Below are 16,447 nucleotides of genomic sequence, written 5' to 3' on the forward strand. Positions count from 1 at the left end.
ATGAAAACAAAGCGCATCCCTCTTACACTTATTACCGGCTTTTTAGGCTCTGGTAAGACGACTTTGCTCAATCGCATGTTGCGAGATCCTCTTTTGGCTGACTGTGCCGTTATCATCAATGAATTCGGTGAAGTAAGTATTGACCATCTTCTGGTTGAAAAAACAACAGAAGGAATCATTGAACTTACCAATGGATGCTTATGTTGCACTTTACGCAGTGACCTTATCGATACATTAACGGATTTGATTGACCGCATTCATAGAGGACACCTTAAACCACTCAACCGTATTATCATTGAAACAACGGGATTAGCAGATCCCGCCCCTATTTTACAAGCTCTTCTAAGCCATCCTCTCTTAATTCAAAAATTCTCAATAGATGCTGTTCTTACAACATTTGATACATTCAACACGCCTTCCATATTGAAGTGCTATCCTGAAATACAAAAACAACTCGTCTTTTCTGATAAAATTATTCTTACCAAAACAGATCTTCTTGACAAAAAAACACCCTCAAATACGCTCATCAACACACTCAGAGCAATGAATCCTACAGCACAAATTATAGATGTCCATTCTGAGCACTGTTGTTCAAAAATATTAATGGATAAGACATTATGGGATGAAAAACAAGAAAACCCAGAACTTAAACAATGGCTTACTCTTGCTCCACACGATCATACTCCCCAGAACACCATTCATGCCTTTTCACTAGATTACAAGGAGCCTATTGATTATACGACTGTCGAGACTTTCCTAGATCTCCTAAAAGAGCGTTATGGCACAAAATTATTACGTCTCAAAGCAATTATTGCCTTGCGTGATGACCCACACCATCCCCTTGTATTACACGGTATACAGACATTATTTCATCCACCCATAAGGCTTTCAACTTGGCCACAAGGAATGATACACAGCCGTTTTGTTATCATTGTCGATGGGGTTAAAAAAGAAGAAATACAAAAAATCTTTGATGCTTTTTTTAACAAACCCGCAATAGACACAGCAGACAAAACTGCTCTCCTAAACAATCCTTTAGTCATTCCAGGGATGAAGTTTTAATTTTTTCTCTCATTCTCAATAAATGAAAATCTTTCATGGATACATAGAGTAGATTTTTAAACACCCTCAACTCCATCTTATCATAAATACACACACACCTTTCGTGAAGAACAAAGCATTCTAACACGAAGAGAGAAAGAGACCTTTATAATTCAAAATACATGCAAGATATTGATTTATAAAGATAATTTATCTTTTTTGCATGTTAAATGAGACCCTCGAATATTGTAAGATTCTCTCATCTCAAATCCTCTTATGTTGAAGCAATCAAAACTATGTTTCTGCACATCATAAGCAGGATTATCGTGTGAGTAAAAAACGTTTAGAAAGGAGTAAAAATGCCTCTTATGAATCGTTTTAATGCAAGGACTGTCACTACATTGCGGGCCGGTAAAGAGTACGATGGTGCCGGCTTGTACCTTCATAAGTGTAAAAATGGTGATGCTCAATGGCTTTATCGTTATATCATCCACGGGCGTTGTCGTGAAATGGGCTTGGGTGCCTTAAGAGATGTTTCTTAAAGAAAGCGCGTGAATGTGCAACGCAATGGTATTGTATTTTGCATGAGGGTCGTGATTTCCATGACAGAACGTAATAAACAAAAGCACGAAGTAATGGGTAATTTTCATTACTTAACAGATATTGCTTTGGACTCTTTCGAAAGCAGCAAAACTAAATTAAAAAATGATGCTAAAGATGGTAACTGATTTTTACCTTTAAAACTTCATATTCTCCCAAAATTAGGCCGTTTACCGGTTTCAGAAATTACCCAAACAGATATACGCAATACACTTGCCCCCATTTGGCATACAAAAGCTGGAACAGCAAAAAAAGCATTAATCCGCCTTAATATTTGTTTCAAATATGCTACTGTATTGGGATTGGATATTGATCTTACAGGCAACAAAGAAAACACAGGCGCTCTTTTAAAAAACATTTTTAAGCACACAAATCCATTTCACACCGCTGCCTGTAAATGGTACATTAATAAAGCCATTGAGCACCATCATCTTTATGTTTATGAAGTAGTAAGCAGGTAACACCATCAAACTCTTTAGCAGTTCCCAATGTTGCAACAACCCTTGCATGAAGACGATTGAAGCATTTTTACTCCTTCTTCTCGTGTCTTTACTCACACGACAATCCACTTGTGATATGCAAAAGAATGGTTTTTCTTGGTTCAAGATGAAATGATTTAAGATAAGAGAATTTTACAATATTCGGAGTTATGATACAAGCTGAAAAACGATAATTTATCGCTATAAATCAATATATTATCTTAGAAAGACAACGTCATAAAGTTACGAATAGGTCAACAATGACTTAGAATAATATACCGGATTTTTCTCAAACACTTTGCAAAATACCTTCACGGTTTTAAGGAAGCTGAAACTTTATCAGTATCATGATTGAAAACATAACGTTGTTCATAAACCTCAACGATCGGAGGTTTACGATTTTCCTCAAAGAAATCATACCCTTCCTTAAGCATAACCCAAAATTGATAATGAGGGCCAGAGCGATGGCGTTTCATATTAGCATCAGTCATGCGAAAAGGAAAAGCTTGCAATTGAAATTCTGTTTGTCCCCCTCTAAAAGCATCCCGTGCAAAAGCATAAATTTGCGCCATATTTCTATCACTCATAGAGTAACAACCTGCGGAAAAACAAGAACCATGCACCATAAGATTACTTCCTGTACGACCATGTGCCTGATCATAAAGGTTTGGAAAACCTATATTAAAGGAAAGGTAATATTTTGAGTAAGGATTCATTTGGTTTGCAGTAATAGTATAAAAACCTTCTGGTGTCTGAAAATCCCCTTCTTTATATTTTGGTCCAAGCTGCCCCGACCATTTACAAATGCCATAGCGAGCAACCAGCACGAAAGGCCCTAAACGAGACTGCTTCCAAATTTCAGCAACATTTTCCTCCTTAAAAAATCGCATTAGAATTGGAGCATAAGGGTCAATATTGTAGAGAGCCATTCTATTTTGGATTTCTTGTGGGAGGGGTTGCTCAACTTTAGCCCGAATAGATGCTGGCAGTCTTCCCCCACATGCCGTCAATATGCCCATTGCGAACAAAACACACACAGTGAGGAATCTGTTGAATGTCATCGAATAAAACTCCAATCTATCCCCTCACAAAAATAATTTATGCTAAAGACCTACCAATTTGCAGATATTTTTCCCAACGTTCTCGTTTAAGAACTTCACCAGCTTTGCCCGCCATAGACTCTAAAGCAGAAGAAATCACATTCCCCGTTTCATCAATCACGGCCTCTTTACCACGATGTGCACCACCTAAGGGTTCTGGAATAATATCATCAATAATTTTTAATCGATGTAAATCTTGGGCAGTAATACGCATATTCATTGCAGCATCTTTTGCACGGGTTGGATCACGCCATAAAATAGAAGCCGCTCCTTCTGGAGAAATAACAGAATAAATTGCATGTTCTAACATATAAACTTTGTTGGCTGCTGCAATAGCTATTGCCCCTCCGGACCCCCCTTCTCCAATAACAACGGAAACCACAGGAACTTTTAAGCGTAAAGTTGCTGCTGTTGATTGAGCAATTGCCTCGGCTTGACCACGCTCTTCAGCACTCACACCAGGGTAAGCTCCTGCCGTGTCGACAAAAGTGAGTAATGGCAGACCAAACCGATCAGCCATTTCCATAATACGTACAGCTTTGCGATATCCTTCCGGACGCGCAGAACCAAAATTATAGCGCAAACGCGTTTGCGTATCATGCCCTTTCTCCTGACCGATATAGGCAACAGCTTCACCTTTGAAGCGTGCAAACCCCGCTTGAATAGCCTCATCTTCAGCAAATTTGCGATCTCCTGCTAAGGGTGTCACATCACTGAACAAACGTGCCGCATAATCCATAAAATGGGGACGATCAGGATGGCGAGCCACTTGTGTTTTCTGCCATGGCGATAATTTTTTATAGAGATCACGCAATGCTGTTTGCGCACGTTTTTCAAGACGTGCGATTTCATCGCTCATATCAAGACTACCCTCTTCTTGAGAAATCTGTTTTAACTCAAGAATTTTTCCATCGAGATCAGCAACCGGTTTTTCAAAATCAAGATAATTATACATTCTACTCAACTTATTTGGTATCACTTATAAACTTATAGTTTGCTTTATAAAGTATTTTTCAAAAACATCACCATTTTCTTTACTGAGCGTTCTGTTCATCCGCAAGGGGATGATGTTCATTAACTAAACGATAAAGACCTTCTTCCAACACATGCGTGTAAATTTGAGTAGTAGCAATATCAGAGTGACCTAACAAATGCTGAACGGCACGCAAATCTGCACCATTTTGCAAAAGATGGCTCGCAAAAGCATGGCGCAACACATGGGGAGAAAAGTGACTGCTTTTTATTCCTGACCTGCTTGCAAGACCTTTCAACTCCCGTGCAACAACTTGTCGAGCAATATACCCTGTCTCCGAATGAGCAGGAAAAAGATAAGGACTTTTCGCATCTTTTCTTTGATCACGCAAATTTAACCACTGAGAAAGAACTTGGCACGCCTTTTTTGATAACAACACCATTCGTTCTTTTTTGCCCTTACCACGAACCAACAGACTACACCCGCCCCCTCGAACAGCCTGAACCGGGAGACTCACCAACTCACTAATACGCAACCCTGTTGCATAAAGCATTTCAATCAACACCTGAAGACGCAATGCTCGGAAATGATTCTTTGACCCATAATCTGCTTGTTCCACTTCCAATTGCGCTAAATCAAGCAATTTTGTCACGGCACCCTCACTGATAATTTTGGGCAAAAGACGCCCTTGACGAGGGGCATCAATATCATAAGAAGGATCATCTGCTCTCAAACCTTCTGCGTAAAGAAACTGATAAAACTGACGCAAAGCAGATAAACGACGCGCTTGCGAAGATGCTGTAAAACCAAGAGTATGCATAAGTGACAAAAGACCTATTAAATCCTTTCTTTGTGCTGAAAAAAGCGAACTAGAGCGGGAAAACAATTCATTTTGTGCCCATTGCAAATCATGCTGATAAGCCGAAAGCGTGTGTGTAGCGGCACCTCGCTCAGCACTCATCATCTCAAGAAAACGCTCTATCACAACATCATTTTTCATTGATTCGCCTTTGAAGAAAGGTTCAGTGAATTTAAAGGAACATCGATATATGTGTCCACCCTCACCGGCTCTACCAAAACCACGAGAGCAATCATTATGCCGAGAAAAACAGCAAGTAAAATGAAAAGAATCATCAAAAATCTGGTCAATGTTGGCATAAAACAATAAACTATCTAAAAGTACTCCATCCTTATTATGCCTTACAAAGATTAACAAGAATTGACTTTAAAGCAGATAAATGTCGAAATAGGTTATGAAAAATCATCGATCTCAACATATCCCGATAACACAGATAAAAAAACAACTTTTATCCTCTCTTGATAAACGTGCCCTTGTCTTTGTTGGTCTGATGGGAGCAGGAAAATCAGTCATCGGAAAGCGCGTCGCCACCATGCTTCATTTGCCTTTTTATGATTCTGATCAAGAAATTGAAAAAGCTTCAAAAATGACCATTACGGAACTTTTTAAAATTTATGGTGAACCTGAATTCCGTGCTCTTGAACAGCGTGTTATTTTAAACCTTATAAAAAAAAGTCCCCTTGTTTTAGCCACAGGCGGTGGTGCCTATATTAATGAAAATATTCGAAAATCTATTCATGAAAATGGAATATCCATATGGCTCAAAGTAGATCTTGATATCCTCATGAAACGTGTTTCACGGCGCCCAACACGACCACTCCTTCAAACAGCAAATCCTCAAGAAACCATGAAAAAACTCATGGAACAGCGTTATCCTATCTATGCAAAAGCCAACTTAACAATTAACAGTCATAAAGAAAGCCGCCATACCGTAGCAAAAAATGTCATATGGTCTCTACAGCACTACCTTAACACAGAAAATAACGATAGGAATAACAAACATGCAGGCCAAGACCGTCACTGTTAAACTGGACAAACGTTGTTACAATATCATCATTGGTCCAGATTTGCTTACACAAGCGGCTTCACACATTAAGCGTTCTCTTCACCAAAAAGGCTCCGGTAAGATGCGCTTGGCCGTTGTTACAGACACAAATGTTGCACCTCTCCATTTGACTAAATTACAAGAAGAACTAACAAACAACGAAATTCATACTGTTTCCATTATTGTAGAAGCAGGGGAACAATCAAAATCATTTTCAACTCTACAAACTGTTATCGATAAAATTCTTTCTGCACGTTTAGAGCGAGGTGACTGTGTTGTTGCTTTTGGTGGTGGCGTCATTGGTGACCTAGCAGGATTTGCCGCAAGTATCATACGCCGTGGTATGAATTTCATTCAGATCCCGACAACTCTGCTTGCACAAATTGACTCCTCTGTTGGAGGGAAAACGGGTATTAATAGCCAATATGGTAAAAATCTTATTGGTACTTTTTATCAACCAAGCTGTGTTATTGCTGATACCTGCATTCTTGATACACTACCACCGCGCGAATTTCGCGCTGGCTACGCAGAAGTGGTCAAATATGGCCTCATTAACCAACCTGATTTCTTTGAATGGCTTGAAAAAAATGGACAAAAAATCTTTTCCAATGGTCCAACACGAACAGAAGCCATTGTCCGTTCATGCCAATTTAAAGCCGATATTGTAGCACGTGATGAATATGAGATGGGAGAACGTGCACTCTTAAACCTTGGTCATACATTTGGGCATATGCTTGAAACAGCGACCACTTACGATTCAAACCGCTTAATCCACGGTGAAGCTGTAGCAATTGGAATGGTTCTAGCACATCAATTTTCTGCTCAACTGAATTTAATCGACCCTACGCTCACACAACGTGTCGAAACACACCTTAAAGCCATGGGACTGCCTACACAATTAAAAGCAATTCCAGGCGAACTCCCAGATGCTAAGACACTCATGGCTCTCATTGCTCAAGACAAAAAAGTCTCACAAAACAGTTTGACCTTCATCCTAACACGCGGACTTGGCCAATCATTTATTGCAAAAAATGTTTCTCCGGAGACAGTTTTAACCTTTCTGGAACAAAAATTAGCAGAAATTCGTTAATTCATATTGAATATAATTGATTCGTTTTTATACTTCTATTAAAGGAGTAAAGTATGATGATGTCTGCGTAGCTCAGTAGGATAGAGCACAGGATTCCTAAGTAAATTGGGCGCATTAAGGAGAAATCTTTAAAGTGGATCTGCTCAAATTCGGGGAAAGCTTCATAGAGGACTATATGCCAATCCCGAGCCAAGCCTTTTTTAAAACAAAAGGAAGGTGTAGAGACTGAACGGGCAGCACCTAAAAGGCGTAAGCTTCAAGGTGAAGAGACAGTCCAGACCACAAACAGCCTACAAAGCTGGCGGTGAAAATCGAAGTGGTATGAATCCTGGGGTCGCAGGTTCGAATCCTGCCGTAGACACCATCTTATAAAGCAAATTATTTCGTTATGCATAATACAGGGAAGCATTATGAAAAAAACTCTACAACTTTTAGGATTTTTTGCCGCTTTAATTCTATCATCTTTCAGCTCGATTAATGCCTTCGCTGGCTCTATAATCATTGAGGTACCAGACACTCCAGAACCAAAAACACAAACCATTGCCTATCAATGTGATACTGGAACCAGTAAAGAACGTGTTGAGGCCATTTATCTTGATGCTGATAATATTTCATTGGTTGATTTTAGATGGAAAGGTGACCGTGTTATTGCTGCAAATGTAATTACCAATACAGGGAAAAAATATGAAGGAGCACAGTATATTTTGTGGGAAGTAAACAACGAAGTTACACTTCAAGATCTTGCTCATGATCCAGAAGGAAAAAAACTCATCCATTGTAAAGATGAAACAACATTATTGTTTTAAAGAACAAAGGAAGCATTATGAAAAAAACTTTTTTTTATTTACGGTTTTTTGCCACTTTAATTCTATCACTGTTTAGCTCAATCAGTGTCTTTGCTGGCTCTTTAGTCATTGAGGTGCCAGACACTCCAGAACCAACAACAGAGACAGTTACCTATAAATGCGAGATGGGAACAAAAAAAGAACACGTTGAAGCAACCTACCACAATGCCGGTGAGATTTCGTTAGTTGATCTTAAATGGAACGGAAAGCGTATTATTGCTTCCAATGTTATTGCCGCTTCTGGAGCAAAATATGCAGGAGCTGAATATATTTGGTGGACGACAAAAAACGAAGCTTCATTTTATAATCTCATTAATGATCCAAAGGAGGAAAATCCCTTCCTTTGTACAAAAGAAGAAGAACAAGATACAAAATAAAAAAAGCTCTTAAAGATAGAAAAAACTACGCTGGCTCTCATTCTTATTTTGTATCTTCTTGTGGAAGCGTTTTTTCTTCCATCTGACGAGATAAAAGAGTCAGCGGTTTTTTTGATTCGTTTTCCGAATAACTTCTATAAGCTGCTGCTTGTGACAGCAGCATAGAAGCAACTGGTATTGTTACAAACAAAAAGATCACCAGCAAAAGTTCATGAAAGACAAAATGATGATCTACAAATATTGAATAAAGAAACGAAGCAATGAGAATACTTCCTGCGCCCCAACTTGTACTCAATGGAGGCATATGCAAACGTTCATAAAACTTGGAAAAACGCACCAATCCTATTGCTCCAATCAGTGTAAGAGTAGATCCCAATATTAAAAAAACTGTTACAATAAGAGCAACCGCAAGTGACACATCTTCTTTCATTCAATAATCTCCCCACGCATGAGAAACTTGGCCAAAGCGATGCTTGATACAGGCGCTAGCAACCCAAGAATAAGAGCTGCAACAAAATAAACAGTTGTTCCCGAACGGATATCGAATGTAAGAAACAAAAGAACAGTATTTATATAAAGAACATCCAAACCAACAATCCGATCTTGCGCCCGAGGGCCACGAATCAACCGAAATAAGGCGGGAATCATCGCCAAACTTAAAAAAAACTGTGAGAGGAAAATCCCCCAATAAAGGATAACCATACTCATGAAAAAATCTCCAAAAGCAATTGTTCATATCGTTGTTTGATCAACTGTTGGTAATCATATCCATTTTTAAAATTCAAAACATGGAGCAACAGTTCATTATTTTTTCTATTATAAGCAATCCAAACGGTTCCTGGAGTTACCGCAAGAATGCAAGCTAAAACAGCTAAAGCAGTATGGCTCTCAAGCAAAAGAGGCACCACAACAAAACCAGATTGCTGTTGTCTAAAGTTTTTTGTTAAAATCAAGAAAACCACCGAGACATTTGAAACGATAGAATCGATAAATACGCGAAAAATCAGACGAAAAACTGCACGCCAACTCTTAATAGTGATTTTTTCTGGTTCAAGAAACCGCATCATCCAACCACTAAACAAAGCGATTACAATCCCCAAAAGCAATTGACCTAAACTAAAACCGTTTAAGATCAACCACATAAACACAATTGCCGCAGTGAAAAAAGGGAAAGGACAAAAAAAATTCACCGATTGATCTCCCTCTTTTCAAGAGAAAAATCATCTAAAACACTGCCAATATAATTTTGAGGATGATATAAAGTTTTAGCTGTTTCAGACATATAATGACCAACAGGTCCAGCAACAATTGTTATAACAAAACACAAAGCAAGGAGAACAGCAATAGGCGCAAACTCAATCACCTGCACACGTGGAATTCTTCCTTCAAGAGAAACCCAAAAAGTCCGAATTCCCGCTCTTGTTAGAGCAATCAGAGCCGCAAAACCAGAAAGGGTAACAAAAATTACAAACAGCCAATCATAATAAACCGGTAAAGAAGCAGACAACCCCTCCTTAGTGTGGTTTAATATGGCCGTGAACATCATAAATTTAGCAACAAAACCTGAAAAAGGTGGTAGGCCAATAATTAAAAGAGCACAAATACCAAAACAAGCACCAAGAATTGCTAAAGTTACCGGCAAATAGGTACCAATCTCATCTTCCTCCTCCTCTTCATCATCTCCATATACTTCCATTGTGACAGTGAGAACATTGGCTGCTACGTCTTGACAACGTTCAACAAGCTCTACGAGAAGAAAAAAAGCACCAAGAGCTAAAGTTGAAGAAACAATATAAAACAATACACCTGCTATTAGTGCGGTATTACCAATTGCGATTGCCATCAATAATGTCCCAGAAGAGACAAGAACACTATAAGCCGCCAAACGCACCAAAACTTGGCTCGCTAATATCCCAATAAAACCAAAAGTCATAGTAGCGAGTCCACCATAAAACAAAATCGCATGACCAAAATTGCTAAAATAGCCACTTTCAGGACCAAACCATAGCAGTGTTAAACGTAAAATAATATAAATACCCACCTTACTCAAAAGTGCGAAAGCAGCCCCAACGGGCGCTGCTGCTGCACTGTAAGTGGGCATCAACCAAAAATTAAGAGGCCACATACCCGCTTTGAGTAAAAAGGCGATTCCCAAAAGTGCTGCGCCTATTTCAAATAAAACAATATTACTAGACGCTATAGATCTCATCTTTACAGCCAAATCGGCCATATTAAGGGTGCCAACAACTCCATAAATGAGTGCCGTACCAAGTAAAAAAAACAGCGAAGCCACAAGGTTAACAACGACATAATGCAACCCCGCACGCACACGTAACTGACCAGAACCGTGCAATGCAAGACCATAAGAAGCTGTTAACATCACTTCAAAAAACACAAATAAATTGAACAAATCACCTGTCAAAAAAGCACCATTTATTCCAACCATGAAAAATTGCATGAGTGAATGAAAATGAGGACCAGCTTTGTACCAATAAGCCTGTGCAAAAACCAATGCGCTAGTCATCAACAAACTAGAAAGTAAAAGCATCATAGCGCTTAAACGATCAAGGACCAAAACAATTCCGAAAGGAGAAGGCCAATTGCCAAGGTGATAAACATCCGAAAGAGGCGCAAATTCAAGAGCGCGCATAACCAATAAAACAGCAACAACAGCCAACAATCCGGCAGAAAAAAGACTTATGAATGCTTTAAGTTTTGCATGGCGTTCATCATAAAAAAGCAGAATTGCGCCGATACTTAACGGTAAAATAATAGGCAAAATCAGAAGATGCTGCACGCAGGATTGCATCACGGTACCTCACGCCCATCAACGTGATCTGAACCTGTTAATCCGCGTGAAACCAGCAGAATAACCAAGAATAAAGCTGTCGTTGCAAAACCAATCACAATTGCTGTCAAAACTAAAGCTTGTGGAAGAGGATCGACATAATTCTCTGGATTAATCACCATGGAAGGATCAACGATAGGTGCAGCATTACTACGCGGTCTACTCATTGAAAACATAAAAAGATTAACACCATAGGAAATCAAAGACAAACCAACAATGACCTGAAAAGTTCGTGGGCGTAAAAGAAGCCAAATACCTGAACCGACAAGAATACCGATGCTCAAAGAAAGAACAATTTCCATTAATTCTCCTTCTCTTTCAAAAGTGGTTTTTTACCGATTCGGTAACTACGAATAGACTGGTGTGCAAGTGCAATTAAAATGAGAACAGTTGCTCCCAACACAACAGAAAACACGCCAAAATCAAACAAAAAAGCAGATGCCAAAGGAATTTTTCCAATCAACGGGAAATACTTATATTGAAAAAAAGAGGTTAAAAAAGGATAGCCAAAGAACCAAGCCCCGACACTCGTTGTAATCGACAATAACAAACCGAACCCCATCCAGCGCAAAGGTAAAACCCTCAAATGGGTTTCCACCCAACGAATATCACGGGCCAGATATTGTAAAATAAAGCCTATCGCTAACGTCACACCACCAACAAATCCACCTCCTGGAAGATCATGCCCTCGCATAAATAAATAAATTGAAAAAGCAATAATAACTGAAAAGAGCCACCCCATAATGACAGCAGGAACCGTTAAATAATTCAAGACAGTATCCCCCACATTTCGATCAGGCTGTTTCATATCAAAAACTTTCTGAATACGTTGTTGAAACGGCGCATCAATGCTTTCAGGAGCAGGACGGAACCGTCGTAAAAGAGCAAAAACAGTAAGTGAAACAACACTCAAAACGACAATTTCTCCCATAGTATCAAAACCACGGAAATCAACCAACAATACATTGACCACATTGCGACCACCAGCACCGCTATACGCATTTTTTAGAAAAAAATCAGAAACTGTGGACCCTTGAGGGCGTGTCATCATTGCAAAAGAAAGCCACGCGACACCAACCCCTCCGACAAGAGCTATAAGAAAATCACGCATACGACGCAAACGCACAAAAAAACGGACAGAGGTTGGAGCAGGATTATACAAACGTTTAGGCAACCACCGCAAACCAAGCAATAATAGAACGGTTGTCACCACTTCAACAACCAATTGTGTTATTGCCAAATCGGGTGCAGAAAGCCACAAAAAGGTTGCGCAAGTCATCAATCCAGCTCCCCCCAACAACATCAGTGAAGCAAGACGATGAAATTTTGCTTGCCAAGCCACCAAAAGCGCACACAATCCACCGACCAGACAAAGAGCAAGAAATGGAATATCAAGGGGAAAAAGTGGTAACGAACCCGCTGAAATTAAACCATCGTACCAAAGGAGCAAACCAACAAATACAAAACACACAGCAAAAATCCAGTGCAACTGTATTTGCAAACGACGTGTTGACAAAACAGCTTCCAGCGTCCGTGCCCATTTCCAAGAAACAATCACAAGAGCACGTTCAAAAATACGTGGTCCATTCAAATGACGAAAAAAAGGAGGTCCATCATCACAGGATAAAAAATAACGGTGCCCAAGAGCATAGAGCAATCCACCCCCGAATAAAGCCACCAAACTCATCATTAATGGAGTATTAACCCCATGCCAAACAGCTAAACTATAAGGAACTGTCATTGGTCCTAAAACAGATATAACAGCGTTATCCAAAATAGGTCCTATTGTTAAATTAGGAAAAATACCAACCGCCAAACAAATAAACACCAAAAGTTCCATTGGCAAACGCATAAAATGCGGTGGTTCATGAGGCGCTTTAGGTAAATTGACAGGCTTTGGTCCTAAAAAGACACCATGAATAAAGCGTATAGAATAAGTGACACTAAACAGACTTGCTAGCGTTGCCACATAAGGTGCAATCCAATCAAGCCATGAATCCATATGCATTTCAACTGCTTCAGCAAAAAACATTTCCTTCGATAAAAAACCATTCAATAAAGGAACTCCAGCCATTGCAGCACTTGCAACTAAAGCAAGAGTTGCTGTAATAGGCATAGAACGATAAAGACCTGTCAGCTTACGCATATCCCGTGTTCCCGTCTCGTGATCAATAATGCCAGCAGCCATAAATAAAGATGCTTTAAAAGTAGCATGATTGGCCATATGAAAAATTGCTGCAACACACGCAAGGGGACTACCAAGACTTAAAAGGGTAGTAATCAATCCAAGATGACTAATGGTTGAATAAGCAAGTAATCCTTTTAGATCTTGCTGAAACATGGAAAAATAGGCACCAAGTAACAATGTCGAGAGACCGGAAAAACCAACCAACCAAAACCAAGATTCTGTCCCAGAAAGCACAGGCCATAAACGAACCAGCAAAAACAATCCTGCTTTCACCATTGTTGCTGAATGGAGATAAGAGGATACGGGTGTGGGAGCGGCCATTGCATTAGGCAACCAAAAATGAAACGGAAACTGTGCACTTTTTGTTAAGCCTCCCAACAAAATACAAATAAGAACAACGTTATAAAGAGGATTTGACCGGATTATATCACCAGACTGTAACACCTTATCCAAATCAAAACTGCCAACGATGTGTCCAATCAATAAAATCCCAATAAAAAGAGCAAAACCACCAAAACCTGTGATTGTTAAAGCCATACGCGCTCCTTCACGCGCACTTGCATTATGGTACCAATAACCGATCAACAAAAAAGAAAAGACACTTGTGAGTTCCCAGAAAACAACCAAAAAAACCAGATTTCCTGACAAGACTATTCCTGTCATTGACCCCATAAACGCTAGAAAAAAAGAAAAAAATCGCGGTACAGAATCCGCTGGATCCATATAATAACGCGCATAGACAACAACAAGCAATCCAATTCCCGTGATGAGCAAGCAAAAAAGCCAAGCCAGACCATCCATACGGAGAATCAAATTAACACCCCATTCTGGAAGCCAAAAAATATCTAAACGTACCACATGGTTTCCACGAACCGTTGGATAAAGCATTACTGTAAAAAGAAGACAGAAAAGCGCAATGGCACCGGCAAACCACGCTTCATTATTTTTTGCTGTTGAACGAAAAAAACCAATAACAGCACTTCCACAAAAAGGAAGCAAAACGAGCAATATCAACATTGCTTCCCGTGCTGTCATTCTTTAAACTCCATTTTTTCTTTAATATTTTGTTATTAACAAAATAAAAGTCACATTGTTACCCCCTCATTTTGCACTTACGATAATAAGATTTAATAAAACTTAAAAGCATTTAAATTTTTTAAAAACAACTGCTACGTGAAAAAAATTCTCTATCATACGAATTTTCTTTTCATTTTAAGGACGGTAACAAACCCGATAGGGTCTGAGAGAGATTTTTACATTTAACAATTTTTACCCTTTAAAAAAACGCGAAAGACACTGCTTACGAGGTCCATAAAAAGGTTGGTAACTGTTATCATTTTTATTATAAGAGCGGTAACGCGCACGACAAGATTCAATATGTTGTTGAGGCAACTTTTTTGTCTCTGATAGAGCTTTTAATAATGGAGGTTTTGTGTTTAGATGTGGTAATGTAACGAAAGCTGCTTCAGGATACCACCAATTGTCTTTATACTTACGATAACCGCGCCGATAATTATGATACCCCTTAAAACCATTAAGTTCTTTACGCCCTGTAAAAATCAAAGGCACATTACTCTCTTGAACAACATCCTGAGGAACAACCACTTTAGCTTCAACATTATTCTTATTTTGCATTAAATTAACAATATTGGTTGTTATAATGAAGAAACCGCCAACCAATATAAGAGCCAAAATATAATATAATTTTTTTTTTCATACACATAATGCAAATCTCAACATTACAAAATCAAAACGCAATGACAGAAAGTTTTTTTACTTCTAGAGAGCAACAAATTCTTTTTTTGAGATATTCTGTTGCTCTTTGTATTAAACGTTAAACTTTGCAATAAGATCCTTCAAAAGAGAATGGATAAACAATGATAAGAACTCCCTATTATCTGATAGATAAATCTAAACTTATAAAAAATATGGAAATTATCGCTCGTTTACGTGAAATGTCTGGAGCAAAAATTCTCCTTGCTTTGAAATGTTTTGCGACATGGAGTGTTTTTGATTTAATGTCTAAGTTCATGGATGGAACCACATCATCATCCCTTTATGAACTGCGTTTGGGAAGAAAAAAATTCGGCAAAGAAACCCATGCATATTCGGTTGCATGGGCAGATCATGAAATTGATGAAGCGTGTGGTTACGCAGACAAAATTATTTTTAATTCCATCCAACAACTTCAACATTTTTCTGATGCAACAAAAACGATTCAACGAGGACTAAGATTAAATCCAGGGATCAGTGCATCCAGTTTTGATCTTGCCAACCCCTCCCGTCCTTTTAGTCGCTTAGGAGAAACGAATAAAAGTGCTATAAAAGAAGTTCTCCCTCTCATTAATGGCTTAATGATCCACAACAATTGCGAAAATGCTGATTTTAATCTTTTTAATCAAATGCTAAATCACATGGAAGAAGAATTTTCAGAACTCTTTGCTGCTGTTAACTGGATAAGTCTTGGTGGTGGAATTCATTTTACAGCTCCAAATTATCCTCTAGAAACTTTTGCAAAACGCTTAAAACATTTTTCAAAAACCTATGGTGTCACTATTTTTCTAGAACCAGGAGAAGCCGCCATAACAAAAAGTACCACACTAGAAGTAAGCGTTCTTGATACATTATATAATGAAAAAAAACTTGCTATCGTTGATAGCTCGATTGAAGCGCACATGCTTGATCTTTTAATTTATCGTGAAAATGCTAAATTAGAACCAAATCAAGGACCGTACGAAATCATGGTCTGCGGGAAATCCTGCCTTGCCGGTGATATTTTTGGAACATTTCATTTCCCTAAACCTCTTAAAATAGGGGACAGATTGTCTTTTCAAGATACAGCAGGCTATACAATGGTCAAGAAAAATTGGTTTAATGGCGTTGCAATGCCTGCCATTGTTATCAAAGAATTAGATGGTACACTAACGCTTCAACGCCAATTTAGCTATAATGACTATCAAGAAAGTCTTTCATAAAGAAAGAACTGTTTAAAAAACAGTGTA

At 38.8% G+C, this 16,447-nt stretch carries 16 protein-coding genes and 1 pseudogene; 7 read left to right on the plus strand and 10 right to left on the minus strand.

Annotation, left to right across the window (positions count from 1 at the left end; genetic code table 11):
- Together NMK50_RS09630 and NMK50_RS09635 are read left to right on the plus strand one after the other, a co-directional pair.
- A complete protein-coding gene (locus tag NMK50_RS09630) occupies positions 1 to 1,062 on the plus strand; it encodes a CobW family GTP-binding protein (RefSeq protein ID WP_254771239.1) in 1,062 nt (353 codons plus the stop codon).
- 338 nt (positions 1,063 to 1,400) lie between these two features.
- A pseudogene (locus tag NMK50_RS09635) lies at positions 1,401 to 1,986 on the plus strand (integrase arm-type DNA-binding domain-containing protein); the annotation flags it as partial.
- 445 nt (positions 1,987 to 2,431) lie between these two features.
- Here NMK50_RS09635 and NMK50_RS09640 read toward each other — a convergent pair.
- The 3 genes from NMK50_RS09640 to NMK50_RS09650 form a co-directional block, all read right to left on the minus strand.
- Positions 2,432 to 3,181, minus strand: coding sequence for a L,D-transpeptidase family protein (locus NMK50_RS09640; RefSeq protein ID WP_254770271.1), 750 nt, complete (start codon positions 3,179 to 3,181; stop codon positions 2,432 to 2,434).
- Between the two features lie 37 nt (positions 3,182 to 3,218).
- Entirely contained in the window at positions 3,219 to 4,175 is a 957-nt protein-coding gene (locus tag NMK50_RS09645; protein WP_254770272.1) for an acetyl-CoA carboxylase carboxyltransferase subunit alpha, read from the minus strand.
- 79 nt (positions 4,176 to 4,254) lie between these two features.
- Positions 4,255 to 5,193 (minus strand): site-specific tyrosine recombinase XerD, encoded by a 939-nt coding sequence (locus tag NMK50_RS09650; protein WP_254770273.1) that lies wholly within the window; start codon positions 5,191 to 5,193, stop codon positions 4,255 to 4,257.
- A gap of 253 nt (positions 5,194 to 5,446) precedes the next feature.
- On the opposite strand from NMK50_RS09650, the gene NMK50_RS09655 reads away from it, so the two are divergent.
- The 4 genes from NMK50_RS09655 (at position 5,447) to NMK50_RS09670 (ending at position 8,409) form a co-directional block, all read left to right on the plus strand.
- The gene (locus tag NMK50_RS09655; RefSeq protein ID WP_254770274.1) at positions 5,447 to 6,079 is read left to right on the plus strand and encodes a shikimate kinase; all 633 of its coding nucleotides are present in this window, start codon (positions 5,447 to 5,449) and stop codon (positions 6,077 to 6,079) included.
- Entirely contained in the window at positions 6,054 to 7,187 is a 1,134-nt protein-coding gene (gene aroB, locus NMK50_RS09660; protein WP_254770275.1) for a 3-dehydroquinate synthase, read from the plus strand. Before NMK50_RS09655 ends, aroB begins: the two co-directional genes overlap by 26 nt.
- A gap of 410 nt (positions 7,188 to 7,597) precedes the next feature.
- A complete protein-coding gene (locus NMK50_RS09665) occupies positions 7,598 to 7,993 on the plus strand; it encodes an MliC family protein (protein ID WP_254770276.1) in 396 nt (131 codons plus the stop codon).
- Between the two features lie 17 nt (positions 7,994 to 8,010).
- Positions 8,011 to 8,409 carry an MliC family protein gene (locus tag NMK50_RS09670; protein ID WP_254770277.1) on the plus strand — a complete coding sequence of 133 codons (399 nt, stop codon included), beginning with the start codon at positions 8,011 to 8,013 and terminating at the stop codon, positions 8,407 to 8,409.
- 43 nt (positions 8,410 to 8,452) lie between these two features.
- Here NMK50_RS09670 and mnhG read toward each other — a convergent pair whose 3' ends face one another.
- The 7 genes from mnhG to NMK50_RS09705 form a co-directional block, all read right to left on the minus strand.
- Positions 8,453 to 8,839, minus strand: a complete 387-nt coding sequence (mnhG, locus tag NMK50_RS09675; RefSeq protein WP_254770278.1) for a monovalent cation/H(+) antiporter subunit G — start codon at positions 8,837 to 8,839, stop codon at positions 8,453 to 8,455.
- The gene (locus NMK50_RS09680) at positions 8,836 to 9,117 is read right to left on the minus strand and encodes a K+/H+ antiporter subunit F (protein WP_254770279.1); all 282 of its coding nucleotides are present in this window, start codon (positions 9,115 to 9,117) and stop codon (positions 8,836 to 8,838) included. The genes mnhG and NMK50_RS09680 overlap by 4 nt, the downstream gene beginning before the upstream one ends.
- On the minus strand, positions 9,114 to 9,599 hold the full coding sequence (locus tag NMK50_RS09685; RefSeq protein WP_254770280.1) for a Na+/H+ antiporter subunit E: 486 nt from the start codon (positions 9,597 to 9,599) through the stop codon (positions 9,114 to 9,116). The genes NMK50_RS09680 and NMK50_RS09685 overlap by 4 nt, the downstream gene beginning before the upstream one ends.
- Positions 9,596 to 11,218 carry a monovalent cation/H+ antiporter subunit D gene (locus tag NMK50_RS09690; RefSeq protein WP_254770281.1) on the minus strand — a complete coding sequence of 541 codons (1,623 nt, stop codon included), beginning with the start codon at positions 11,216 to 11,218 and terminating at the stop codon, positions 9,596 to 9,598. The genes NMK50_RS09685 and NMK50_RS09690 overlap by 4 nt, the downstream gene beginning before the upstream one ends.
- A complete protein-coding gene (locus NMK50_RS09695) occupies positions 11,218 to 11,559 on the minus strand; it encodes a Na+/H+ antiporter subunit C (RefSeq protein ID WP_254770282.1) in 342 nt (113 codons plus the stop codon). Before NMK50_RS09695 ends, NMK50_RS09690 begins: the two co-directional genes overlap by 1 nt.
- Positions 11,559 to 14,480 (minus strand): monovalent cation/H+ antiporter subunit A, encoded by a 2,922-nt coding sequence (locus NMK50_RS09700; RefSeq protein WP_254770283.1) that lies wholly within the window; start codon positions 14,478 to 14,480, stop codon positions 11,559 to 11,561. Before NMK50_RS09700 ends, NMK50_RS09695 begins: the two co-directional genes overlap by 1 nt.
- A gap of 234 nt (positions 14,481 to 14,714) precedes the next feature.
- Positions 14,715 to 15,125, minus strand: a complete 411-nt coding sequence (locus NMK50_RS09705) for a BA14K family protein (RefSeq protein WP_254770284.1) — start codon at positions 15,123 to 15,125, stop codon at positions 14,715 to 14,717.
- 197 nt (positions 15,126 to 15,322) lie between these two features.
- On the opposite strand from NMK50_RS09705, the gene NMK50_RS09710 reads away from it, so the two are divergent.
- Positions 15,323 to 16,420, plus strand: a complete 1,098-nt coding sequence (locus tag NMK50_RS09710; RefSeq protein ID WP_254770285.1) for a carboxynorspermidine decarboxylase — start codon at positions 15,323 to 15,325, stop codon at positions 16,418 to 16,420.
- Positions 16,421 to 16,447 lie beyond the last annotated feature (27 nt).

This window comes from Bartonella harrusi (assembly GCF_024297065.1).
GTDB lineage: Bacteria > Pseudomonadota > Alphaproteobacteria > Rhizobiales > Rhizobiaceae > Bartonella > Bartonella harrusi.